This is a genomic window from Serratia proteamaculans (assembly GCF_013337185.1).
GTDB lineage: Bacteria > Pseudomonadota > Gammaproteobacteria > Enterobacterales > Enterobacteriaceae > Serratia > Serratia proteamaculans_D.
The window spans coordinates 333,820-356,854 of sequence record NZ_SWDE01000002.1 but is presented as its reverse complement, the minus strand read 5'-3'; the positions used below and the strand labels follow the sequence as shown (position 1 = coordinate 356,854).

The window sequence follows — 23,035 nt, the reverse complement described above, 5'->3', positions numbered from 1 at the left end:
AAAAATGGAAAGAAGCTATGTAAAAAATGCCACTAATAGACTGAAGAAGGTTTTATTATGTCCACCAAAACATTTTTCATTCCAGCCTATTAATGTCATTACTGAAGACTGGCTGGAAAAAGGCGAGTCAGCCGATATTAACGCATTTCGGCGTGAGCATGACGCGCTGGTTCAGGCTTATCGTGAAAACGGCGTTGAAGTGGTATTGATGGATCCTGATCCTGAGCTTCCTTATCAGGTTTATGCGCGCGATTTCGGTGCCTGCGTGGCGGAAGGTTTCATCATGGGGAGGTTTCGCGAACCTTGCCGTGAGGGGGAAACGGCGGCTTATGAGGCCAAGATGAAACAGCTCGGTATCCCCTGCATTGCACGCTGTACCAGTGGGGCATTTGAGGGCGGTGATTTCTGGATGATTGATGAGCACACCATTGCTCAGGGCGTCGTGGCAAGGACGGACTATGACGGCTACCTGAACATTGAACGCCAAATGTGGGAACTGGGTTACACCATGGTCCCTATCTTCTGTAAGCGTGAAAATCTTCACCTGGACATGTGCTTTAATATCGTTGCCGAGAAAGTCGCGGTCGTCTGTAAAGCTGCTCTTCCCGATGAGTTTTTAAATCTGCTCACCAGAAGAAAATTCACGCTGATTGATGTTCCGCAACAGGGGGTATTCCGCCATCATTGCAATTTGCAGGCATTGGGTGATGACCGGGTGCTGACCTTTAAAAATAATAAAGAGACCAACCTGCAACTTGCTGCCTTGGGCATTAAAACCATTGAAATTGAATTGGAAGAAATTCTCAAAGGCGGGGGTGGACCTCACTGCATGACTTTCCCATTAGAACGGGAATGAAATAGTCAGCCATCTAAAGGGGAGGGTATAGCTTCCCCTTTCTTATCTGCCAGGGAACAGGAGAGGATAACTATGAGAATACTTATAGCATTAGGCGGCAATGCGCTATTAAAACGTGGCGAAGCCATGACCGCAGAAAACCAGCGGCGAAATATCGCTATAGCCTGTGAAGCCATTTCCCGGCTGGATGGCAAACACCAGATCATTATCAGCCACGGAAATGGGCCGCAGGTGGGGTTATTAGCACTGCAGTCTGAGTCCTACGCCGATAAGGTTGAACCCTATCCTTTTGACGTTTTGGGTGCGGAAAGCCAGGGGATGATTGGTTACATGCTGGAGCAGGAACTGCGTAATCATATACCCGGCAGGCAGGTTGCCTGTTTGCTGACTCAGGTAGAGGTCGATATCAACGATCCTGCAGTCAAACAACCCAATAAATTTATTGGCCCAGTTTATAACGAAGAACAGGCCAACAAATTAATGCGAGAAAAAGGCTGGATAATAAAACCGGATGGTAAATATTACCGCCGCGTTGTTCCCAGCCCACAGCCATTGGCGATCGTCGAAATTGAGACATTACGCACGCTGGTAAAAAATGATGTGATTGTTATTGCCGGCGGCGGTGGCGGTATCCCGGTCACCATCCTCAGTTCGCAAAGCCATGGGCTGGAGGCCGTTATCGACAAAGACCGCTGCTGCAGCCTAATGGCTCAGCAGCTGGATGTGGACTTACTGATTATCGCGACCGACGTCAGCAGAGTTTTCACTGATTTTGGCACGGCGGACAGCAAGGCAATTAAAGCCGCCAATCCACACGCATTGCTTGAAATGGATTTCCCGGCAGGTTCAATGTGGCCCAAGATCCAGGCTACCTGTGAGTTTTCTATCAATAGTGGCAGATCGGCAGTGATCGGATCGCTGGAGGACATTGTTGATATGGTCGAGGGTCGGGCGGGAACCTTGATCAATAAAGATATTGAGGGCGTGGCGTTTCACTGACGAGCGGGTTAAAGCGCGTTGATGACACATGGGCGCACCAGAAATTGGCACCGTGGCTATCCCAGACAATCCGCCAAGCGACACGGCAAAGGAGTCAATTGTGGTTATTGATCTCTCCCTCATTGGGCTTTACTTGTTATTAGTATTAGGCGTGGGTTGGCTGGGCTGGAAACGGACAAAAACGCGAGATGATTACGCCGTGGCGGGCAGGCGTCTCGCTCCGTTGATGTTCACCGGCACTATGGCCACGACGGTGCTCGGCGGCGCTGCAACCATGGGCAGCATGGGACTCGGTTATCAATATGGCATCTCTGGCTTATGGCTGGCAACCAGCCTGGGTATGGGGCTCATTGGACTGAGTTTGTTTTTGGTTACCCCATTGTTGAAGCTCAATCTGCACACCGTTACCCAGGTACTGGCACTCCGTTATCGTCCCCGCGTTCGCTTGCTGGGGGCGGCCATTATGATGGTTTATGACTTGATGGTTGCGGTCACCTCCATTATCGCCATAGGCAGCATTATCGAGGTTTTGTTAGGCATCCCCTTTCTGTATGCCATCTGGATCGGCGGCGGGGTGGTGGTAGTCTATGTTTTTCTCGGGGGGATGTGGTCATTAACCATGACTGATATTTTTCAGTTTATTATGATGACGGTGGGGTTACTTTTTATTTTAATGCCTGCCAGTGTTATTCACGCCGGTGGTTGGCAAAATATGCGGCATATTTTACCTGAGGGTTTCTTCTCTCTGACCCATATTGGCTTACCGAATATCATTACTTATTTTTTAATCTACTGCCTGGGAATGTTTATCGGGCAGGACATCTGGCAACGCATGTTTACCGCCCGCAGTGCCAATGTTGCCCGCTGGGGAGGCTTCGTCGCCGGGGTTTATTGTATTGTCTGGGGCGTGATGGGGGCCATTATCGGCATGAGTTGCCGGGTATTTTTGCCCGATATTGGCAACCCGGATACCGTATTCATGAGCGCCGTACAGACAGTGCTTCCTGTAGGCCTTCGGGGGATTGTCATTGCTGCTTCACTGGCCGCACTCATGTCTACAGCCAGCGCCTGTATGATGGCCACCTCAACCCTGTTTGTTTATGATATTTATGCCGCTATTTTCAAGAAAGAAAAATGTTCAATTAAAACAGATCGCTGTGCAACCCTGGCCTTTGGTATCAGCATACTGATCCTCGCCAGTTTGATTGGCGATGTTATTACTGCGCTGACTGTCGCTTATAACATTCTGGTTGGCGTGCTGTTGGTCCCCCTGATTGGAGCCATTTGTTGGCAAAGATCTTCAACCACCGGGGCGATATCAGCGATGGTATCCAGCGCTATTATCATCATCTATTTTATGACCAGATACGGATTGCAGGCCAACAGCGTGACCTATTACGGGCTGTTGGCGAATCTGGTGACCTTTGTGACAATAAGCCTGTTATGGCCTGATTTTCGAACACCAACTCCGCAGAACTAGTCGGAAACTCAATCCTTATGGGCTTCCTTATTGAGAATACGGGAGCGACAAACGTCCAAAATCTCATCTGCCAGCGCGGAGTCATCAGGGCAGGCACGGGACAGCACCAGAGCACCAACGAGATGGGCAATGGTATCGATCAGGTCGGCACGCGTTATGTCACCTTCGCCATTTTCATTGGCTAAAAGGGCCAACTGACGTTCAATGCCAGCCGCAAACGTTGCCTTAATTGATTCAGATTGGCGGGCCGTATCGGTGCCTAGTGCCGACATCACACAACCCTTGCCCATATCATCGCGATGCTGGCGGGAAAGATAGTTTTCAACAAATTGTTCCCGGCTCATATCCGCCGTACTTTCTGCGGATCGCGTAAAACCACAGCTCATCGCTTCCGACATCAAATCAGCCTTGGAACCGAAGTGCTTATAGAACCCGCCATGAGTTAAACCTGCCGCTGACATCAGTTCTGCTACGCCCACGCCGTCATAACCCCGCTCACGAAACAACTCTGAAGCTGTTTCAACAATACGTATTCGGTTTGCACGAACCTGCTCTTTAGAAACCCTCATTACTCTGCCTCTTCTCCTAAAACTGATGTCGTAAGTATACATTGATGATGATCGTAATCAAACGGATTGACTTTTTAGATTACGATCATCATCATTACGTTTATCCCGTTAGCCACCACTATCAGGGTTCTACAGACATCGCAGTTTGCGAATTTCATTGACTCATTGATAAAGAAGGGCATTTCATGACCAAATCAACAGTTCTGATTACAGGCGCTTCTACAGGCATTGGTGCCGTATACGCTGAACGGTTCGCACGTCGGGGCCATGACCTGGTTCTGGTCGCCCGCGACAAGACTAAGCTTGATAGCCTTGCCGAGCGGTTGAGACAAGAAAGGGGTATTGCCGTCGACGTGCTGCCTGCTGACCTCACACAAGCGGATGATTTAGCGGCTGTTGAAGCTCATTTGCGTGATGATTCGCGGATAGGCATTCTGATCAATAACGCGGGTATCGCGCAGTCGGGCAGCTTTGCAGAGCAGACGTCTGATTCAATTGAGCAGCTTATCGCGCTTAATGTGACGGCTTTAACCCGACTGGCCAATGCCGTGGCGCCTCGGTTTGTACTGGCTGGCGAGGGCGCTATCGTCAACATCAGTTCCGTCGTCGGACTCGCCCCTGAATTTGCAATGTCGGTTTATGGCGCAACCAAAGCCTTTGTCCTGTTCCTGTCTCAGGGCCTGAATATTGAGCTGTCGCAGAAGGGGATTTATGTTCAGGCGGTGCTCCCTGCCGGGACTTACACGGATATTTGGCAACGTGCAGGTATCGACACCAACACTTTGCCCCAAATGATGGAAGTGGGCGAATTGGTTGATGCAGCCCTGGTTGGATTTGATCGGCGTGAACTCGTTACCATCCCACCTTTGCAGAACGCCGCACGCTGGGACAACCTCGATGCTGCGCGTCAGACTCTGCTAGCGGACATCAAACAAGATGAAGCCGCAGAGCGATATAAAACCCTTTAGACAATAAAGGGTCCGGCTCAGAACCGACGTTCAGCTTCCTGCACGGCAGGGGAAAAACAAATGAATAATAAGACCATGAAAGCCTTCACGTTTAAGCGTTACGGTAAATCTCCTGAATTAGGGTTCGATGACGTAGATTTTCCTTCGCTCAAGGCTAATGAAGTCTTGGTTAAAGTTTACGCTGCGGGCCTAAATCCAATCGACAATATGATCCCAACCGGAATATTTAAGCCGGTTCTGCATTTTAAGCTACCTGCAACCTTGGGTAGCGATCTGTCTGGGGTTGTTATTGCCGTGGGAAGTCGCGTGACTCGTTTTTCCCCTGGTGATGAAATCTTCGCCAGCATCTTCGATACGGGAACGGGGTCTCTTGCCGAATTTGCGGTGGTGCCTGAGAGCGCTGCAGCTATAAAACCGGCAAACCTGGATTTTGTGCAGGCGGCTTCGCTCCCTATGGTAAGCCTCACGTCCTGGCAAGCACTGACAGAGCGAGTCAGGCTGTGGCCTGGTCAGAAGGTTTTCATCCCGGCGGGTTCTGGGGGGATAGGCTCCTTTGCCATCCAACTGGCGAAGCAACTGGGCGCCACCGTGGGGACAACAACCAGTACGGGCAATATCGGCTGGGTGAGGAGCCTGGGGGCAGACGAAGTCGTTGACTATAAAAAAGAAGAGTTTGAAAAGGTATTGGTTGGCTATGATGTGGTACTTGGCACCACCAGGGGCGATACAATTGAGAAATCCACCCAGATCCTAAAGCCTGGAGGCAATATTGTTTCTCTCACCGGGCCGCTGGATGTCAGGTTTGCGCGGGCTCGGGGGTTAAATTTCTTTCTGACTTTTATCTTCAGGCTTATGAGCCGCAATATTATGCGTCTTTCAAAAAAGCGGGGCTTAACCTATACCTTTCTTTTCGTTCGGCCAGATGGCGATCAACTCAGCCAAATAGGTAAACTGGTAGAAACCGAACAAATCAAACCCATAATCGACAAGGTATTCCCCTTTGCTCAAACAAAGGAGGCTCTTGGCTACCTTGCCCAGGGGCATGCGAAGGGAAAAGTGGTTATCAAGATGCAGGATTAATTCCTTTTTCTATGCTGCCGTGTTGCCGTTGTCTGATAAGTGGCTATCATCTTTTCTTTAAGCTCTTGCCGCTGCTGAAAGGATTGCCTGCCACTATGCCCGTAAATTTTGACCTCAACGATCTCTACGCCTTCCGCGCGTTGGTTGAATACGGTAATTTTCGGCTTGCCGCAGAGTCCATTTGCCTTTCGCAGTCAGCATTGAGCCGCAGGATAGAGAAGCTGGAATCCGCGCTGGGGATTAAGCTGTTCGACAGAACCACCAGGCGCGTCACGCTAACCCTGTATGGACAGACCTTTGCCGAGCGTTCAGATCAACTCTTGATGAACGTTGAGTTGGTATTAGCCGATATCAATAAGGTCAGTCAGGACAGAACGGGTCTGGTCACCGTTGCCACGGTGCCTTCAGCGGCCTATTACTTTATGCCCGACGTGATTCGCCGCTTTCAGGCTCGCTATCCACGCGTACGCGTTAAGCTTATCGATAGCAGTGCCGGCAATGTCATCGAAGCGGTTACCAGCGGCCAGGCCGACTTCGGCATCTGTTTTGCGAGAAACCTGCAACCCAATATCGAATTTTTGCCGTTGATTGGGGATGTTTACGTGGCTGCCTGCAGGCGCGATCACCCTCTGGCCGCTAAAAAAAGCCTGACCTGGCGCGAGTTTTATCAGCAGGATTATGTGGGGCTGGATAAGACCTCCGGCAACCGCAATTTGCTCGATCAGATGCTGGTACACATCATCCCTGAGCGTCCCAGCCTCTGCGAAACCCGCCATGTGACGACCCTGCTGGGCATGGTTGAGGCGGGTATCGGCATTGCTGCCGTACCCGCTATGTCGATGCCGGGGTCAGATCATTCGGTGCTGACTCACCTGCCGCTGACTGACCCGGTTGTAAAGCGCACCGTCGGCCTGATCCGGCGCAGCGGACGTATGCAATCCTATCTTGCCGCCGAGTTGGAAAAACTGATTACTGAACAGTATCACTCTGCCTAGCCGGTTGTTCAGCCTTCACGGCTCTCATCCCGGTGGCGTGAATGGTTTTTTGCGCCTGCGGGGAAGACAGGAAATCCAGTAGCGCTTTGCCTTCCTGCCGGTGTTCGGCTTTGGCGGTGACCGCACCGGCAAAGCGGGTAATGTACTGGACATTGTCAGGCAGTTCGCCAATAAAGGTTACGCCCGGGACGGGGAGCAGTTCACTGACCTGCTGGAAACCTACCGCATATTTCCCTTTCGCCACCTCGGATGCCACCGGAATGCGTTCAACCTTATGCGCCTTTTCCTTCACCTTATCTTCAATACCCAGTTTTTGAAACAGCTGGCTGCTGACATATCTGCCGCTGGCACTGTCAGAATAGGCAATGGATTTAGCCTGCAGCAGGGTATTGCGCAGCTCTGCATCATTTTTAATATTGGGTTTGGGGTCACCTTGTTTGACCACCATGCCAATCGGCGAGTCGGCCAGTTCCACGCGCGACCCCGGCTGTATCCAGTTATCCTTTTCCAGCTTTTTCAGTGCATCACCCACCATGATCACCACGTCGGCATTTTCGCCGCGAGCCAGGCGTGCCGGGATCGCCTGGGGCGTATTACCCATCGAGGGGCCGGAAACCAAAATGATTTTGTCGCCACTCGTTGCTTCAAACTGTGGGGCCAGTTTTTCCAGTGCGGCTTTAAAGCCCCCTGAAATCATGACGGTCACTTCTTTAGCGTGTACTCCCGTACTGACAGAGAAAATCACCAACGTAGCGAGCAATGAACGGTAGATTTTTTGCATGACGTAATCCCTGATTTAGGCTGCTGTTTGTAAAGATAATGGGCTGCGACGGTACAGATAGAACGTCGCCAGCAATGCGCATAGCGCAGCAAAACTCATCCAGTAGCCGGGGGATGCCTTATCGCCGGTGTACTCAATCAGCGCGGTAGAAATGACCGGTGTAAATCCGCCAAAGACCGCGGTCGCCAGGCTGTAGGCCAGTGAGAAACCGGCAACCCGCACCTCCGTCGGCATGATCTCGGTTAACGCCGGGATCATGGCACCGTTGTAGAGGCCATAGATGAAGGAGAGCCATAACAGCACCGTGAGCATCATGGAGAAGCTGGGGGCCGCAGCAAGCATGCCAAGTGCGGGATACGCAGTGACCAGTGCCAGCAGGGCCATGGTGATCAGGACTGGTTTACGACCAAAACGGTCTGACAGGGCGCCCCCTACCGGCAGCCAGAGGAAGTTGGATATCGCTACCAGCAAGGTCACCAGCAGGCTGTCAGAGGCGCTCAGCATCAGCACTTTTTTACCGAACGTCGGTGCATAGACGGTGATCAAATAAAATGCGGTGGTGGTCATGGCGACCATCAGCATGCCGGCAATAACCACCTGCCAGTTTGCCAAGAGGGTTTTAAACACCTCGCGCATCGCCAGATGGTTGCGACGGGCGTTAAACTCCTGGGTTTCTTCCAGTTTACGGCGCAATAAAAAGATGAAAGGGACAATCAGGCAGCCGAACAGGAAAGGCAAACGCCAGCCCCATTCGCGAATGGCGCTTTCTTCCATAACGGCATTCAGGGCGAAACCCATCGCCGCGGCCACCATAATGGCCACTTGCTGGCTGCCAGACTGCCAACTGGTGTAAAAGCCTTTGCGGCCTGGGGTGGCAATTTCGGCCAGGTAAACGGATACGCCGCCCAGTTCAGCACCGGCTGAGAAGCCTTGCAATAAACGACCGCCCAGCACCAGCAACGGCGCCCAGATCCCGATCGTCTGATAGGACGGGATAAGAACAATCAGAAAGGTCCCGGCGGCCATGATCGACAGGGTAACAATCAGCCCTTTACGTCTGCCGACTTTATCAATATACGCACCCAACACGATTGCACCGATAGGGCGCATCAAAAAGCCCGCGCCAAAGACCGCGAAGGTCATCATCAGCGAGGCAAACTCACTGCTGGCCGGAAAAAAGGTATGGGCAATGTAGGTGGCATAAAACCCGAACAGGAAAAAATCAAACTGCTCCAGAAAGTTGCCGGAGGTAACTCGCAGTATCGCGCTGATTCTGGCCCGGTGGGTCATGGGGGCGTTAGAGGAATGCATCTTAATCTCCAGTTTGTCATTGGCGCTTTTACTGCGCCTGTTGCTGCAGACTGGATCAGGTCAATAAAGTAAATAAGCGCAATAAACTCATCAACTGATGCGTTTGCCGCATGAATCAACGTTAACAATTGGGTGCGATAAGCTGTAACGGGTCATTAACAATGATTCCCCTGCGCTGACTTGTTCGCTGGACGCTAAAACTTCATGCGCGTTTTGTGACAAGCCTCATACAGGGGAAAGGACAGAAAAATGCTGAGAGGGGGACGCCGGGGGGAGTTTATGGGTTGGCAAACTCACTGCCGCGATCAGAGTTGATTCTCCTGATGACTATTTTCAGCCGATCTCTGCGTCTCTTTCATGTAGTCAATAAAGGCGCGTAATGGGCCAGACATATATTGGCGATTAGGATAATAGAGTTGCAGGGATGGGCGTTCGGGCAGCCAGTCGTCCAGCACCTTGACCAGCTTGCCGCTTTGCAGATGTTCTTTCACCTGTTCGTAATAGAGATAGCCCAGCCCGGCGCCGCACAGAACCGCCTCGAGCGCGGAATCCATATCGTCGAGCATGATATTCCCCACCGGAGCCACTTCAAGTTTCTCTGAAGGGTTTTCAAATTCCCAGAGGTAGGGGCGGCCGCTCTGGAAACGAAAAACGACGCTTTGATGATGAATCAGCTCGCACGGATGTTTTGGCGCGGGATGATGCTTAAGGTATTCAGGCGTGGCGACCACCACCAGTTTGATTTTCGGCCCAATAGGGACGGTAATCATGTCTTTTTCTACCCGGTTATTCAGGCGGATCCCAGCATCGAACTCCTGTTGGACAATGTCCACCAGCTTGTCATCGGTGGTGATCTCCACTTTGATGTCCGGATATTTACGGCTAAACCCCGCTATTAACGGCAGCAGAAAGAGACGTGAGGCCAGGCGTGAAGTATTGATTTTGAGGGTACCCATCGGCGCATCGCGAAAGCAATTCATCTCGTCGAGTATGGTATTGATTTCATCAAATACCGGGCGCAGTCGTTCGAAAAGGGTTAACCCCGCTTCAGTCAGCGCCACGCTGCGAGTGGTGCGATTAAATAAACGGACCTTTAATCTCTGCTCCAGCTGCTTGATGGAGTGACTCATGGCGGAGGGGGATAGCCCCAGTTCATCACCCGCTTCCCGAAAACTTTTGTAGCGTGCGACGGCAATAAACGAAGCAAAGTCTGAAAAGTTCGGCTGCATTAGTGAATTTCCCTCAATAACCCATCTCAAATACTACGTTTTACACAACTATCCTGCGGCCGTAAAGTAATAGTTCCTTCACGGAGAATTAGGATAATTATATGAAATTAAATAATATTTACTTTGTCTGGGCCCATCCGCGTCCCGATTCTTTAACCGCGCAGGTGGTGGGTGAGATGCAGAGCGAGGCGGCGCGTCAGGGCTACAATGTTTCCAGTCTTGATCTCTATCGCAGCCATTTTGATCCGCTACTCAGGGTGGAAGATGAGCCGGACTGGGATAATCCGCAGAAAACCTATTCGGAGGAAGTGCATCGTCTTTTCAATGAGCTGGAGGATAAGGACACATTGGTTCTGGTGTTCCCCGTATGGTGGTATGCCTTTCCGGCAATGCTTAAAGGCTACCTGGAACGCGTCTGGAACTATGGTCTGGCCTACGGTGAAGGGAGTGGCCTGAAGGATAAAAAGATCCGCTGGCTGGCTTTGGTGGGCGGTTCACAGTCAGGATTCATCAAGTACGGCTGGGAAAAGAACATGACCGATTACATTAATGGCAGCATGGCGTATCTGGGTGTGGAGGATGCAAGGATCGATTTTCTCTATAACACGATTGGCGTGGAGGAGGGGATTACCGACGGCGAGGCCCACTACCATAAACTGTTCGCCGAGGCGCGTGAGGTTATAAGTTCTCTGAGAGAAACCAGTGAAGCCTGAGCACTAACGCCGGGTTAAAATGCAAAAAGCAGACTTCCGGGGAAGCCTGCTTTTCTAATTTGGCGAGGTTATTTAGCGGCGAGCTCTCTGCGGATGATCTCAGCGCCTGCGCTTAAAGCATTGAGCTTGCCCGTGGCTACCCGACGAGACAACGGGGCCATGCCGCAGTTGGTTGAAGGATAGAGCTTGTCGGCATCAACAAACCGCAGTGCCTTGCGCAAAGTATTGGCGACTTCCTCCGGTGTCTCTATGGTGTTGGTTGCCACGTCAATGGCACCTACCATCACTTTCTTACCGCGAATCAGCTCAAGCAAGTCCATTGGAACATGCGAGTTATGACATTCCAGTGAGATGATATCGATATTGGATGTCTGCAGTTTGGGGAAAGCTTCTTCATATTGCCGCCATTCTGACCCCAAGGTCTTTTTCCAATCGGTATTGGCTTTGATGCCGTATCCATAGCAGATATGTACCGCCGTTTCACATTTAAGCCCTTCGATGGCTCTTTCTAAAGCAGCGATGCCCCAATCATTCACTTCATCAAAGAAAACGTTAAATGCCGGCTCATCAAACTGGATAATATCGACACCGGCCGCTTCTAACTCCCGGGCTTCCTGGTTGAGAATTTTAGCGAATTCCCAGGCCAGTTTTTCGCGGCTTTTATAGTGGCTATCGTAAAGCGTATCTATCATCGTCATCGGCCCTGGCAGGGCCCATTTAATCGGCTGCTTGGTTAGCTGACGTAAAAACCGGGCGTCTTCCACAAACACCGGCTTTTGACGAGTCACCGCACCGACGACTGTCGGGACACTGGCATCATAGCGATTACGAATTCTAACCGTCTGCCGTTTTTCAAAATCAACGCCGCTCAGGTGCTCAATAAAGGTAGTGACAAAGTGTTGGCGCGTTTGCTCGCCATCACTGACGATATCAATGCCTGCTCGTTGTTGATCTTCCAGAGACAAGCGCAGGGCATCTTGTTTACCCTCAATCAGTTCCTCATCCTGCAATTTCCAGGGGGACCAAAGTGTCTCAGGCTGTGCCAGCCAGGAAGGCTTGGGTAAGCTGCCGGCAGTCGAAGTAGGTAATAATATTTTCATAATGGATGACCTTTTATTTTGGTTAATCAAAGCGCGCAGTGAGCAGACCATTGCTCAAAAATAGTCTTATAGGGTTTGATAAAGTGTTCTTCAGTAAATTTCCCCTGCTCAATAGCCAACTGGCTACGCTCTTCACGGTCATAAACAATTTTTGTTAATGAATGATCCTGGTGATTCAGGGCCGGCTGATAGTATTGTCCGGCTGCAGAGTTTGCATTGTAAATCTCAGGGCGGTAAATCTTTTGAAAAGTCTCCATCGTGCTGATGGTACTGATAAGTTCAAGATCGGTGTAATCACCGAGTAAATCACCAGAAAAATAAAAGGCCAAAGGCGCAACACTATTTTTTGGCATAAAATAGCGAACCTGCAGGCCCATTTTGCTGAAGTATTGTTCAGTCAAAGAGGAATCGTTTTGCTGATATTCAATACCCAAGACAGGATGCTCATTTCCAGTGCGATAATAGGTGTCTTTACTGGATACGCTTAAGCATATAACCGGTAATTTTTTAAAATTATCTTTGTACTCATTTGAATTGACAAAATATTTAAAAATATTCCCGTGCAAGTTGCCAAAGTCATCTGGAATGCTAAATTCGGGTTGGTTATTGTTGTGTTCTGACAGCAACACACTAAAGTCATAATCTCGCACGTAAGAAGAGAAGTTATTCCCTACGATACCTTCCGTACGCTTGTTGGCTTTTTTATCAATAATGTTGGTTTTTAATATCTCAATGACGGGGAAGCTATTGCCATTGCCTTTAATATTCATCTCAACAGAAATAATTTCAAGTTCGACAGAATAGCGATCGCCTTTGGGGTTATCCCAATGCGCCAGGGTATTGAAACGATTGTTAATCATCACCAGAGTATTGCGCAGGTTTTCCTGACGATTCTTGCCTCTGGCCAAATTGGCAAAGTTGGTCGTGATGCGCGTATTTTCGGACGGGTTATAGTTTTCGTCGAAACTACTGCTCTTGATGGTAAATGTAAAATCTTTGTTCATCGTGATCTTGCACCCTGAGTTCTGGTATGAAAACTGAATCTAAATTTTTGATTTTCCAGAAACTACTGGGTTTCTCATCCATCAGTCTTCATGTTGTCAGTAAGTTAACATTGCATCTTTTATGCCAGAGCCACGGAATGAGTGAAAGCGACTTAATTTCATTACCACATGAGGCATATTCATGATCTGGGTGCGGAGGGGGGAAGTACCGACAGTGGGGGCCTTGACTGGTCAAGAAGTGAGAAGAGCCCCCTGCAAATGCTCTTGGTGTTTACCGCGTCAACCCGGCCCCTCGCTTCCTGCCGCCAACAAAGGAACCAGGATGTCGCTAATAGGGGTAGGAATACCCTGTGAATGGCCATAACGCTGCACGACGCCATTACGTATTTCCCATTCCAGCGGGCGATTGGCCTGGCGATCGGCGAGAATGGAGGTGCCCAAGTCGGCAGGCGCACGATGAAAACCGTCAAGGATCTCCTGGGGAACGTTATCGCTAAGTACCGCACCTTCGGCACGTGCGACAGCCAGACATTCATGCAGATAAGCCAGTGCCAGTTTCGTGATATCCCCGCGTGAGAACATTCCCGCACGGCGGTTTGCAAGAACCATCAGGCCCGCGACCGCATTCTGCAATAGTTTGCGCCAGGCGATCGAGAGGAAATCGGATGACAGTTCAACGCTGCAGCGGGTACCGCTGAGCGCATCAACGATCCGTTTTACCTGTGGCACATCCAGGAGTGTCAAACGCGGTTTAGCCCGCAGGCGGACAGAGGAATCTGGTTCGCGCTGTGCCGGGAACCATACGACCGAAGGCAGTACCGTTGCTCCGTTAACATAGGGTTCCAACAGAGTTTTCTGTTCGACACCGTTTTGCAGCGCACACACGACAGTGTTTTCATCGCATAACGCGGCAAGCCAATTGGCGCTCTCAGCCACCTGGGTCGTTTTCACCGCCACAAAGACCAGATCGAAGGGTTGGGTATTGGTCGGTGGCTTGCTCAATACCGGACCAGGAACCACCACTTCACCTTCATCGTGACGCAGAATTAATTGTGGGTGCGCGGTGAGTCCGCAAAGCAGTGGCGTGCGGCCAACTTCGTGCAGTGCAGCAGCGATAGTGGTACCAATCGCACCGGGACCAATCAGAGCAATAGTAGGGGAGTCAGGCATTTCAAGTCCTCTTGTGATCGTCAATCCATCAACAGCGTGCCGGTAGCACTCACCGTGCTCGCCAGTATTTTGCTCAACGTGTGTATTTCACCGAGAAACAGATAACTCAGGAGTGCGGCAAACAGCAAGCTGATTTCATGTCGCAGCGATATGGCACTTGATAGCCTCTGGTAGCCCACAGGAGAGCCTCACAGAGTCGTTGCTTTGGGATGTGTTGAGAATAGTGGGGAAAAATTGCTTAAAGCCAGGAGATGAGCATGTTTTTACCTGGGATGTGCGATATCTGGAAAAGCAAGCGGGTTTAAACACTTCGCTTCATGTATTAATCGCTCTACGATGTTCTCTGCAAAGGAAGGGGAGCCAGGACGAGCATCAAAAAGTCGGTTCAAAGCGAGACTGTGTCCAAAGAGCTTTAACAGTCTGCTCTGTGCCAGGAGCGGACGTTGTTAACATTTGAATGTACTTATCTACTGGGAATAGATCATATGTGATTATCTGTTTTGACCTTCGTAAGGTGACCAGACCGATAAAACCTGTGATCGCAGCAGAAGCTGGGCGAGGTGTTCAAAAATGTACGCTATGTTTAGCGGTTGCTAAGCAGTGATGAAATCGGCGATGTGCTAAATTTTAATCAAGGATACAATCCTAAATTATCTTCTCAAACCGGTCTAAGGCTTAACATGCGAGAATTTTCAAAAGTTGAATTTTTATCTGTTCCAGCAAAAATCTGCGACCGCTGTGGGCTTCATGATAAGTTCAATGATCGAGAAATCGGCTCAGTAAACCGCTTAGAGGATATGTTCCTAGGCAACGTGATTTGAATGTATTTCAGTATTGATACTCAAAAGGATAAAAAATATGACGAATATAAAATACCAAAGAGGTTCTGAGTGGAGAAAATGGGATCTTCATATTCATACTCCTGCATCTTTCCATTGGAATGGTGAAAAATTTAACCTTGATTACCGCTCCAGTGAAAATACTCCACTTATAGATGAAATGATCCATGCGCTCAATGCCGCAGAACCTGCTGTATTTGCAATTATGGATTATTGGACTTTCGATGGATGGTTCGCTTTAAAACATCGGCTATCACAACCTGATGCCCCTAAGTTGGAGAAAACCGTTTTTCCGGGTATTGAACTACGTTTGATGGCTCCTATGAAAGGTCGTCTTAATGCTCACGTGTTATTTTCAGATTTGATTGAGGATCAGGAACTTTTAGATTTTAAATCCAATTTAAAAGTGGAATTTCCTGGGCAGGAACCTAGGAATTTATCCAACGCCGCCCTTATTGAATTTGCAAGATTTGTTCCTAAAGATAAACTTCGCCATCACTCATTAGAGCATGATAAAATACAAGAAGACAATGCTTATGCTTTGAAAGCTGGTTCAATAATGGCCGAACTTAATTGTGATAGTTATAAAAAAGCTGTCGCTAAAGTTAAAAATGGGAATGCGATCGGATTCATGCCATTTGATACTAACGATGGATTAACTGAAATTGACAGGAATGAACATTTTTCTTATGTTCTCGGATTGTTCAAGACATCTCCTATTTTCGAAACTAGAAATATTGCTTTGGCAGAGGCTTTTTCTGGAAATAAAACAGTGCGTAATGGCAATTGGTTTCAAGATTTTCAACATGCACTTAACAATATCCCTCGCCTAGCTATATCAGGAAGTGATGCGCATTGCTTTGTTGGGAAGGATGGCAATAATGACCGCCGCGGTTATGGTGATTACCCATCTGGAAAGGCGACTTGGATTAAAGCTGACCCTACATATGCAGGATTAAAACAAGCAATTAAAGAACCTTCCAAACGTTCATTTATAGGTTCTATGCCTCCTAAATGTAAAGTAGTGAAAGAAAATAAAAGTCTTTTCATAGATAGCATTCACGTTAATAAAATTGAAGGTTCTTCATTTTCTGATAACTGGCTCGATGGTACATCTATTGATTTAAACTACGATCTAGTTGCAATTATCGGAAATAAAGGCAGTGGCAAAAGTGCCCTTGCTGATATAACAGCATTATTAGGTAATTCTAAGTTAAGTCATCATTTTTCTTTCTTAAAGGCCAACCGTTTTAGAGGTAAAACAGGTGAACCTGCTAAGCATTTCACTGCAAAACTTACTTGGTCTGATGAAGAGTTTCTCATAAATAATCTAAACGAAAATCCAGCAATTGAGAACGTTGAGCTTGTAAAATACATACCACAAGGTCATTTTGAAGAATTATGCAATGCCCATGTCACGGGACAATCCGATGCTTTCGAAAATGAATTGAGAACTGTTATTTTCTCACATGCAAATGACTCAATCCGTCTTGGAGCTCATGATTTCAATCAACTTATTGAACAGCAAGAGCGTTCTTTGAGAGGAAACCTAGAAAACGTTAGGGGTGAATTGCATAAAGTAAACTGGGAAATAGAGTCTGTAGAAAATCAAATGGCTGATGAGGTGCGAAAATCTATTGATGAACAAGTTAATCAAAAACAAAGATTACTTGATGAGCACTTAAAAATAAAACCGATTGAGATACAAAAACCTACCGGTGTGTTGTCACCTGATCAACAAATAGCAGCTGAAGAACTTTCTATAATTGCAGATAGTTTGGAGGTTTTGAAAAAAAATAGTGATGATAACCAACAAGAACTCACAAATATTTCAGCCAAGACAAAGGCTTGCAAGAACATTGAGGAAGGATTGGATGTTGTCAGGCGAACACTACAGCAATTTGAAAAAGACTTCGCCGGTGATGCATCTTTATTAGGCCTGAATTTTAGTGACATCATTAAAGTTGACATTAATCATAAGACAATTATTGATATCGAGGATGCTATTACTTTACGAGGTAATGAGATAAAAATAAGAAACGATGAGATTGCTAAAAGTAAGGAATCATTAAATTTAAGGAAAGGACCTTTAAGTTCTAAGCTCAATGAACCACAACAAGCGTATCAAGAGTTTTTAGAGCAGTTTAGAATCTGGGAAGAGAAAAAACTAGAGATTGAGGGTAATAAAGAATCGCCCGATACTCTAATGGGGTTGATATATAGAAAGGAACAATTAGATAATCTCCCCTCCCGAAGGGAAGAATTAATCGTGAAAAGAGAAATTTTTTCTGGTGAGATTTTTGATATTTTAGAAGATAAAAGAAAAAAACGAGAGGATTTATTTAATCCGGTTCAAGATCTTATCCAAAGTAATGAATTGATACGTGATGACTATAAACTGCAATTCAGTGCGGAGTTAAACACTACAACCGAATTAGTTTCTTCTAAGTTGTTCTCAATGATCAAGCAAGCATCTGGTGACTTTCGAGGTGAATCAGAAAGTATTTCTGCGATTAAGGACTTAATTGATTCACATAATTTTAGTTATAAGGATTCAGTACTGTCGTTTCTTAAAGAACTATTGGATAAAATTGAACTGGCATCAAAAAACCAAGTTGGCATAAGCTCTATGCTGCGAAAGGATCGTGACTCACATGAAGTTTATGATTTTATCTTTGGCCTAGAATATATTGAACCGAGATATACATTGAAGTTTCAAGATGCTCAAATAGAACAACTATCTCCCGGCCAAAGAGGTGCCTTACTGCTGATATTCTATCTGTTGGTTGATAAAGGCGATATGCCAATCATTCTCGATCAACCTGAGGAGAATCTTGACAATGAAACCATTGTTAGTCTTTTAGTTCCAGTGCTCACTGAGGCTAAACATAAAAGGCAAATAATAATGGTAACTCACAACCCTAATTTGGCTGTTGTATGTGATGCTGAGCAAATCATTCATTGTGGTTTTGATAGACGAAATGGACACAAGATATCTTATACATCTGGTTCTATTGAGTGCAGTGAAGTAAATAGAAAAATTGTTGATGTTCTTGAAGGAACAATGCCAGCATTCAATAACCGCAAACTAAAATATCATTAATTCTATTAACGTTTATTTTAAATTAAGGTGTCCGTGAAATCGGCCACCTTAATATCCAGTTAATAATTACAAAGCTTGGTCTCGAAGATTCGCTTTACAGCACACATTCTATGAGAAGAACAAAACCTTACCTGATCTACAAGAAAACTAAGAATCTTCGTGTGATCCAACTCCTGCTGGGCCACAAGAAACTGGAAAGCACGGTTCGTTATCTGGGCATTGAAGTCGATTATGCGTTGGAGATCTCTGAGTCGATAGAAGTCTGAATTTGTCAGGGCTACTACAGCAGCCCTGTGCCAGGAGCGAAAGTGGCTAACAACAATCTGTGTTGTTCAACGGGGAACGGGTCATTCCATTGACCTGATCATTTAGTACTGTAGGATTGCTAATTATCTTTCTGATTCACCACTAACAAGGAAATGGGATGTTCGGATTCTTTAGAAAGAAAAGACCTGAAACTGAGCCCGGGCAAGCTTCCTCAATCACGGCAAAACAGTTTATTGCGCTGACGCTGAGTGATGAAAAGCTGTCTATGCCCGTCTATCTTCCGGGGATCCGTAACGAAGATGATTGCGAGGATATTGGGCTCGGTCCTCTCATTTATATCTGGAATGTGGATCGTGCCGCTGGCACATTCAGCCTTTCTGTTAACGGTAAAGCGATTGCCCACCTCCTTGAGCTATTTTTGCCCCGGGATAACCCTGCGTATGTTGAAATCCGTGATGAGGCAATGAAGATTATCGCTGAAGTATCTACTCAGTCTGTGCTGACAACCATAGAGAAAACTGGCCTCATGCCGGATATTTTGTTTGCTTACCACGCTGAGGGTGCACAGCAGGAGCAAAGCTGACAGTCAGGCAGATTTTAGATTACGCGAGGGACTAAGTTAATCAGTCCTGTCATCGCAACACTAAATTATAGTCAAGAAACGCTTTAGGTTGCCGAAATATACATTTAGAGTTATTCCTGAAAATAAACAAAATGGATTGATCCGTATGAAGAAACTCTTACTTCTTGTTCCGCTGGTGTTTACTGCGCCGGTACAGGCCTCTGAAGTCACAGTAGGTCAGGTTTGCAAGGCTGCTTCTGCTGCGATGTTTGGCCGTGACCATAAGATCATGCAGTTGGATAAAGTCGAATCAGGTATTGCCTACGTACATTATATCCGACAAAACGATGGCACCCGTTGGGCAATCAAGTGCAAACTTATAGGTGATCAAGTTATGTGGGCATCTGACAATCCTGACAGCACCGGTCGCTGGCGGGATGATCCTGCAGATAGTACGGTCAAATATGCTATTGATGGTAAAAAAATCATTATTACCGAGCTTTACAGCGACGGTTCCAGTACCACTAACTCTTATCCATTGAAGCAACTAAAGTGACTATGACCTGCTCTCCGTTGATTAAGACATCTCAATGTTAGTCATGTAGTTGTTGGTGTTGCGAACTTCTGCTCCTCGCAGCCATCCACCAAAAACCAAAAACCAAAAACCAAAAGCAAAAAGCAAAAAGCCCGCTCAGGTTTCCCTGAGCGGGCTTCTCTAATATGGCTCCTCTGACTGGACTCGAACCAGTGACATACGGATTAACAGTCCGCCGTTCTACCGACTGAACTACAGAGGAATCGTTTGAACGGCCGGAATCATAACGGGGTGTTGGCAGCATGTCAAAGGCGGATTACGCATTCTGTGACTGTTTGCTTACAGAATGCGCAACCCGTTGAGCTTTTGGCAGATTTAGCTCTGTTCTGCGCATTTTAGACGCAGTTGATAATGGTAATGGCTGCCGCTGAGCAGGTAGTCCTGATTAACGCTCGGGCTCCAGGAATCGTCACCGCCCACCCCCATATGGAAGCCGTCCAGGCTGAGCCAGGTGCCGGCTTCCGGTTGCAGCAGGTGCTGGTGGCTGCACTCCATCAGCTGGCGCAGGCCGTAGCGGCTGAGCGAGAAGTGGAACCGTCCGTCGATGCGCCAGTCACCGTACTGCAGGTTGCGGGTCTCGCAGCGCAGCCCGTTCTCGCCGGGGAAGATATACGGCGTATGCAACTCTTCCAGCGGCAGTTGCCAGCGCCCGAATTGTGCAGCGAGGCGGCGGTCCGGGTAGTTCTCATGCGGGCCCAGCCCCAACCATTGCGCCTGTGGATGAATTTCTTTCAGTTGGCAACTCAGGCCAATACGTGCCGGTGGCGGCAGACTGGCGGCGAGATCGACGTCGACGCTGATGCTGACTGCGCCCTGGCTGTCGAACAGCCACTGTTTGCGGCTGCGCAACAGCGTTTGCCCATCGGCTCCGAACAGGTGTTCACTCACCACCCGCACGCCATCGCCAAGCTGGTCGGCCTGCAACAGCGTGCAGCGCTCCTCCAGCCGGTACATGCCCGCCAGCTTCCAGCGTTCTACCCAGGCGTTGGGATCGATGCGCTCGACTTCGCTGATGCCGATGTCGTTATCCAGCGGCGCACGGATAAAGTTATCGCGCAGTGGCGTCAGCAGTTGAGGGCGCTCATGTTGCCACCATTGGCTCAGGCAGCCGTCGTGGCGCGTAAACTGCCAGCGTTGGTGGCCATGGATGATGTCGATCGTTTGCTCATTTTGGCTCAGCTGTGGCGCTGAACCGGCCGCTGCTGGTAATGCAAAATGCAGCGTGCGGGGCACCAACCATTGGTCCCAGGCGCAGCGATGGTTGGTCTCGGACCAGTCGGTGGCCTGCGGTTGCACCACTTCGACATTCAGCCACAGTTCGCCGGGTTGATGGAGCATCGGCAAACGCTCGAGCAGTGGGTAGCTGGCGCAGCCCTGCGGCGGCAGGCTGAGATCGAAGCTGCCGCTGGCGCGTTCCGTGCCATCGAGTTCCAGCCGCCAGTTCAGCCGTTCATTGTCGGTTTGGCGGAACAGATACTCGCTGTTGACGGTCAGTGTCAGCGTCTCGGCGTCGAAGGAAAACTGGAAAAATTGCTGAGCGCGTTGTGCTTCAAACAGCGCAGGGTGGGGAGTGCGGTCGGGGAATACCAGACCGTTAAGGCAGAATTGTCGATCGTTCGGCGTGTCGCCAAAGTCGCCACCGTAAGCCCAGTACGGGTTGCCGTTTTCATCGCTGCGGGTCAGTGCCTGATCGACCCAGTCCCAGACGAAGCCACCCTGCAGGCGTGGGTACTGACGGAAGGCCTGCCAGTAGCGGTCAAAACCCCCGAAGCTGTTGCCCATCGCATGAGCGTATTCGCACAGGATCAGCGGGCGATGCTCATCCGGCAGGCCGATCCACTTTTTGATTGACCACTTGGGCACGGCGGGGAACGGCTGATCCTGATCCACCCGCGCATACATCGGGCAGATAATATCGGTGGCGGCGCTGTTGGCACCCCCGCCTTCGTACTGAACCGGGCGGGTAGGATCCTGACTTTTCACCCAGCGATACAGCGCGTCGTGGTTGCAGCCGTGACCGGATTCGTTGCCCAACGACCAGATAATAATGCAGGGGTGGTTGCGGTCACGCTGCACCATGCGGGTTACGCGCTCGCTCATGGCCGGCAACCACAGCGGATCGTCAGACAACCGGTTCATCGGCTGCATGCCGTGGGTTTCAATATTGGCTTCATCCACCACATACAGCCCGTAGCGATCGCATAACCGGTACCACAATGGATGGTTCGGGTAATGTGAGCAGCGCACCGCGTTGAAGTTGTGTTGCTTCATCAGCAGGATGTCATGGCGCATGGTGGCCTCGTCCATCACCTGACCGTGCTGCGGATGATGTTCGTGACGGTTGGTACCGCGGATCAACAACGGCTGGCCGTTAAGTTTTAGCAGCCCATTGCTGATTTCCACCTGACGGAAGCCGACGTCATAGGCCTCCACCTCAATAATTTTCCCTTCCGACGACAGCAGGGTGACCGTTGCGCGGTACAGCGTGGGCGTTTCCGCGCTCCACAGCAATGGTTGTTCCACCGGCAGGCGCAGGGTAGTGCGATCCTCATAGGCACCGCGTTCATCGATAATCTCGCTGCCAAACGCCTGGGTTTTTTCCCCAACCAGTTGGCCATCGCGCCATAGCTGCAACTGTACCCGATGCTGCGTTGGCTGGTTGACGTGCACTTCTGCGACCAGCTCGCCACGGCGGAAACTGTCATACAGCGGAGTGGTGATGCGGATATCGCTCAGGTGTGCGGCGGGTTTATGCAGCAGGCTGACGTCGCGGAAAATACCGCTCATGCGCCACATATCCTGATCTTCCAGATAGCTGCCATCGCACCAGCGCAGCACCATCACCGCCAGTCGGTTTTCACCGGGCTGCAACCAGGGGCTGAGATCAAACTCGGCGGGCAGGCGGCTGTCCTGTGAATAACCGACCCAGTGGCCGTTGCACCACAGATAAAACGCCGAGTTGACGCCGTCAAAAATAATGTGCGTCTGGCCTTCAGCCAGCCAGCCAGGGTCGACGGTAAACTGCCGCGAATAGCAGCCGGTCGGGTTATGTTCCGGCACCCGCGGTGGATCGACCGGGATCGGGTAGCGGACGTTGGTGTAGATTGGCGCGTCATAACCGGCAAGTTGCCAGTTGGACGGCACAGCAAGGGTATCGGCGTCGGCCAGGTCCTGTTGCAACCAACTGTCGGGCACCGCCTGCGGCTTGTCGAAATAGCTGAACTGCCAGTCGCCGTTCAATATTTGCCGACTCTCGCTGCTCTCATCATCACGTGCGGCATTCAGGCTGCGCCAGCTCGAGAAAGGCGGATGTGCCGCCAGCCGTTGATAATGGGTACAGGCCGGATTTTGCCAGTCCCGGCGGGCGAGGAGGTCTTTCAAAGAAGGAGGGGGCAGGCTACTCATCGGCGATCG

Annotated in this window: 18 protein-coding genes, 1 tRNA gene and 1 pseudogene; 11 read left to right on the top strand and 9 right to left on the bottom strand. The window is 49.3% G+C overall.

From position 1 onward, the window contains the following. Positions 1-4: 4 nt before the first annotated feature. The 3 genes from FCL49_RS11940 (at position 5) to FCL49_RS11930 (ending at position 3,335) form a co-directional block, all read left to right on the top strand. The gene (locus FCL49_RS11940; protein WP_174353772.1) at positions 5-856 is read left to right on the top strand and encodes a dimethylarginine dimethylaminohydrolase family protein; all 852 of its coding nucleotides are present in this window, start codon (positions 5-7) and stop codon (positions 854-856) included. 72 nt (positions 857-928) lie between these two features. Then, a complete protein-coding gene (gene arcC / locus FCL49_RS11935) occupies positions 929-1,855 on the top strand; it encodes a carbamate kinase (RefSeq protein WP_174353771.1) in 927 nt (308 codons plus the stop codon). Positions 1,856-1,883: 28 nt separating this feature from the next. Then, positions 1,884-3,335: a sodium:solute symporter gene (locus tag FCL49_RS11930; protein ID WP_254611069.1), complete on the top strand. Its 1,452-nt coding sequence runs from the start codon at positions 1,884-1,886 to the stop codon at positions 3,333-3,335. Positions 3,336-3,343: 8 nt separating this feature from the next. Here FCL49_RS11930 and FCL49_RS11925 read toward each other — a convergent pair whose 3' ends face one another. Continuing rightward, positions 3,344-3,904 carry a TetR/AcrR family transcriptional regulator gene (locus tag FCL49_RS11925; RefSeq protein ID WP_174353770.1) on the bottom strand — a complete coding sequence of 187 codons (561 nt, stop codon included), beginning with the start codon at positions 3,902-3,904 and terminating at the stop codon, positions 3,344-3,346. A 185-nt stretch (positions 3,905-4,089) separates the two neighbouring features. On the opposite strand from FCL49_RS11925, the gene FCL49_RS11920 reads away from it, so the two are divergent. The 3 genes from FCL49_RS11920 to FCL49_RS11910 all read left to right on the top strand — a co-directional run bounded on the left by FCL49_RS11920 (position 4,090) and on the right by FCL49_RS11910 (position 6,947). Next, positions 4,090-4,872: an SDR family NAD(P)-dependent oxidoreductase gene (locus FCL49_RS11920; protein ID WP_174353769.1), complete on the top strand. Its 783-nt coding sequence runs from the start codon at positions 4,090-4,092 to the stop codon at positions 4,870-4,872. 60 nt (positions 4,873-4,932) lie between these two features. Continuing rightward, positions 4,933-5,952, top strand: coding sequence for an NADP-dependent oxidoreductase (locus tag FCL49_RS11915; protein ID WP_174353768.1), 1,020 nt, complete (start codon positions 4,933-4,935; stop codon positions 5,950-5,952). A 95-nt stretch (positions 5,953-6,047) separates the two neighbouring features. Then, positions 6,048-6,947, top strand: a complete 900-nt coding sequence (locus FCL49_RS11910) for a LysR family transcriptional regulator (RefSeq protein WP_174353767.1) — start codon at positions 6,048-6,050, stop codon at positions 6,945-6,947. Here FCL49_RS11910 and FCL49_RS11905 read toward each other — a convergent pair. From FCL49_RS11905 to FCL49_RS11895, 3 genes are all read right to left on the bottom strand, one after another. Beyond that, positions 6,922-7,728, bottom strand: a complete 807-nt coding sequence (locus FCL49_RS11905) for a substrate-binding domain-containing protein (RefSeq protein ID WP_174353766.1) — start codon at positions 7,726-7,728, stop codon at positions 6,922-6,924. The two genes, FCL49_RS11910 and FCL49_RS11905, sit on opposite strands and share 26 nt — an antisense overlap. A 15-nt stretch (positions 7,729-7,743) precedes the next feature. Further along, positions 7,744-9,039 (bottom strand): MFS transporter, encoded by a 1,296-nt coding sequence (locus FCL49_RS11900; protein WP_174353765.1) that lies wholly within the window; start codon positions 9,037-9,039, stop codon positions 7,744-7,746. 305 nt (positions 9,040-9,344) lie between these two features. Beyond that, positions 9,345-10,268, bottom strand: a complete 924-nt coding sequence (locus tag FCL49_RS11895; RefSeq protein ID WP_174353764.1) for a LysR family transcriptional regulator — start codon at positions 10,266-10,268, stop codon at positions 9,345-9,347. 101 nt (positions 10,269-10,369) lie between these two features. Between FCL49_RS11895 and FCL49_RS11890 the strand changes: the two genes are divergently transcribed. Beyond that, entirely contained in the window at positions 10,370-10,981 is a 612-nt protein-coding gene (locus FCL49_RS11890) for an NAD(P)H oxidoreductase (protein WP_135317219.1), read from the top strand. 68 nt (positions 10,982-11,049) lie between these two features. Here the strand turns inward: FCL49_RS11890 and FCL49_RS11885 are convergent, their stop codons facing one another. From FCL49_RS11885 to FCL49_RS11875, 3 genes are all read right to left on the bottom strand, one after another. Continuing rightward, positions 11,050-12,081: a methionine synthase gene (locus tag FCL49_RS11885; protein WP_174353763.1), complete on the bottom strand. Its 1,032-nt coding sequence runs from the start codon at positions 12,079-12,081 to the stop codon at positions 11,050-11,052. 26 nt (positions 12,082-12,107) lie between these two features. Further along, positions 12,108-13,085: a DUF1852 domain-containing protein gene (locus FCL49_RS11880; RefSeq protein WP_174353762.1), complete on the bottom strand. Its 978-nt coding sequence runs from the start codon at positions 13,083-13,085 to the stop codon at positions 12,108-12,110. Between the two features lie 279 nt (positions 13,086-13,364). Further along, on the bottom strand, positions 13,365-14,255 hold the full coding sequence (locus tag FCL49_RS11875; protein ID WP_174353761.1) for an oxidoreductase: 891 nt from the start codon (positions 14,253-14,255) through the stop codon (positions 13,365-13,367). Positions 14,256-15,113: 858 nt separating this feature from the next. Between FCL49_RS11875 and FCL49_RS11870 the strand changes: the two genes are divergently transcribed. From FCL49_RS11870 to FCL49_RS11855, 4 genes and pseudogenes are all read left to right on the top strand, one after another. Then, positions 15,114-18,197, top strand: a complete 3,084-nt coding sequence (locus FCL49_RS11870) for a TrlF family AAA-like ATPase (protein WP_174353760.1) — start codon at positions 15,114-15,116, stop codon at positions 18,195-18,197. Between the two features lie 65 nt (positions 18,198-18,262). Beyond that, a pseudogene (locus tag FCL49_RS11865) lies at positions 18,263-18,463 on the top strand (integrase); the annotation flags it as partial. A 158-nt stretch (positions 18,464-18,621) separates the two neighbouring features. Next, entirely contained in the window at positions 18,622-19,047 is a 426-nt protein-coding gene (locus FCL49_RS11860) for a hypothetical protein (RefSeq protein WP_174353759.1), read from the top strand. Between the two features lie 145 nt (positions 19,048-19,192). Next, positions 19,193-19,582, top strand: coding sequence for a hypothetical protein (locus tag FCL49_RS11855; RefSeq protein WP_099063773.1), 390 nt, complete (start codon positions 19,193-19,195; stop codon positions 19,580-19,582). Positions 19,583-19,747: 165 nt separating this feature from the next. Here the strand turns inward: FCL49_RS11855 and FCL49_RS11850 are convergent. Both FCL49_RS11850 and FCL49_RS11845 read right to left on the bottom strand, forming a co-directional pair. After that, positions 19,748-19,823 (bottom strand) — tRNA-Asn (locus FCL49_RS11850). 113 nt (positions 19,824-19,936) lie between these two features. Continuing rightward, positions 19,937-23,026, bottom strand: a complete 3,090-nt coding sequence (locus FCL49_RS11845) for a beta-galactosidase (RefSeq protein ID WP_174353758.1) — start codon at positions 23,024-23,026, stop codon at positions 19,937-19,939. Positions 23,027-23,035: the final 9 nt, after the last annotated feature.

Excerpts from the sequence above, each read along its gene's own strand:
- FCL49_RS11940 (WP_174353772.1), top strand. The coding sequence starts at position 5 with ATGGAAAGAAGCTATGTAAAAAATGCCACTAATAGACTGAAGAAGGTT.
- arcC (WP_174353771.1), top strand. The coding sequence starts at position 929 with ATGAGAATACTTATAGCATTAGGCGGCAATGCGCTATTAAAACGTGGC.
- FCL49_RS11930 (WP_254611069.1), top strand. The coding sequence starts at position 1,884 with ATGGGCGCACCAGAAATTGGCACCGTGGCTATCCCAGACAATCCGCCA.
- FCL49_RS11925 (WP_174353770.1), bottom strand. The coding sequence starts at position 3,904 with ATGAGGGTTTCTAAAGAGCAGGTTCGTGCAAACCGAATACGTATTGTT.
- FCL49_RS11920 (WP_174353769.1), top strand. The coding sequence starts at position 4,090 with ATGACCAAATCAACAGTTCTGATTACAGGCGCTTCTACAGGCATTGGT.
- FCL49_RS11915 (WP_174353768.1), top strand. The coding sequence starts at position 4,933 with ATGAATAATAAGACCATGAAAGCCTTCACGTTTAAGCGTTACGGTAAA.
- FCL49_RS11910 (WP_174353767.1), top strand. The coding sequence starts at position 6,048 with ATGCCCGTAAATTTTGACCTCAACGATCTCTACGCCTTCCGCGCGTTG.
- FCL49_RS11905 (WP_174353766.1), bottom strand. The coding sequence starts at position 7,728 with ATGCAAAAAATCTACCGTTCATTGCTCGCTACGTTGGTGATTTTCTCT.
- FCL49_RS11900 (WP_174353765.1), bottom strand. The coding sequence starts at position 9,039 with ATGCATTCCTCTAACGCCCCCATGACCCACCGGGCCAGAATCAGCGCG.
- FCL49_RS11895 (WP_174353764.1), bottom strand. The coding sequence starts at position 10,268 with ATGCAGCCGAACTTTTCAGACTTTGCTTCGTTTATTGCCGTCGCACGC.
- FCL49_RS11890 (WP_135317219.1), top strand. The coding sequence starts at position 10,370 with ATGAAATTAAATAATATTTACTTTGTCTGGGCCCATCCGCGTCCCGAT.
- FCL49_RS11885 (WP_174353763.1), bottom strand. The coding sequence starts at position 12,081 with ATGAAAATATTATTACCTACTTCGACTGCCGGCAGCTTACCCAAGCCT.
- FCL49_RS11880 (WP_174353762.1), bottom strand. The coding sequence starts at position 13,085 with ATGAACAAAGATTTTACATTTACCATCAAGAGCAGTAGTTTCGACGAA.
- FCL49_RS11875 (WP_174353761.1), bottom strand. The coding sequence starts at position 14,255 with ATGCCTGACTCCCCTACTATTGCTCTGATTGGTCCCGGTGCGATTGGT.
- FCL49_RS11870 (WP_174353760.1), top strand. The coding sequence starts at position 15,114 with ATGACGAATATAAAATACCAAAGAGGTTCTGAGTGGAGAAAATGGGAT.
- FCL49_RS11860 (WP_174353759.1), top strand. The coding sequence starts at position 18,622 with ATGTTCGGATTCTTTAGAAAGAAAAGACCTGAAACTGAGCCCGGGCAA.
- FCL49_RS11855 (WP_099063773.1), top strand. The coding sequence starts at position 19,193 with ATGAAGAAACTCTTACTTCTTGTTCCGCTGGTGTTTACTGCGCCGGTA.
- FCL49_RS11845 (WP_174353758.1), bottom strand. The coding sequence starts at position 23,026 with ATGAGTAGCCTGCCCCCTCCTTCTTTGAAAGACCTCCTCGCCCGCCGG.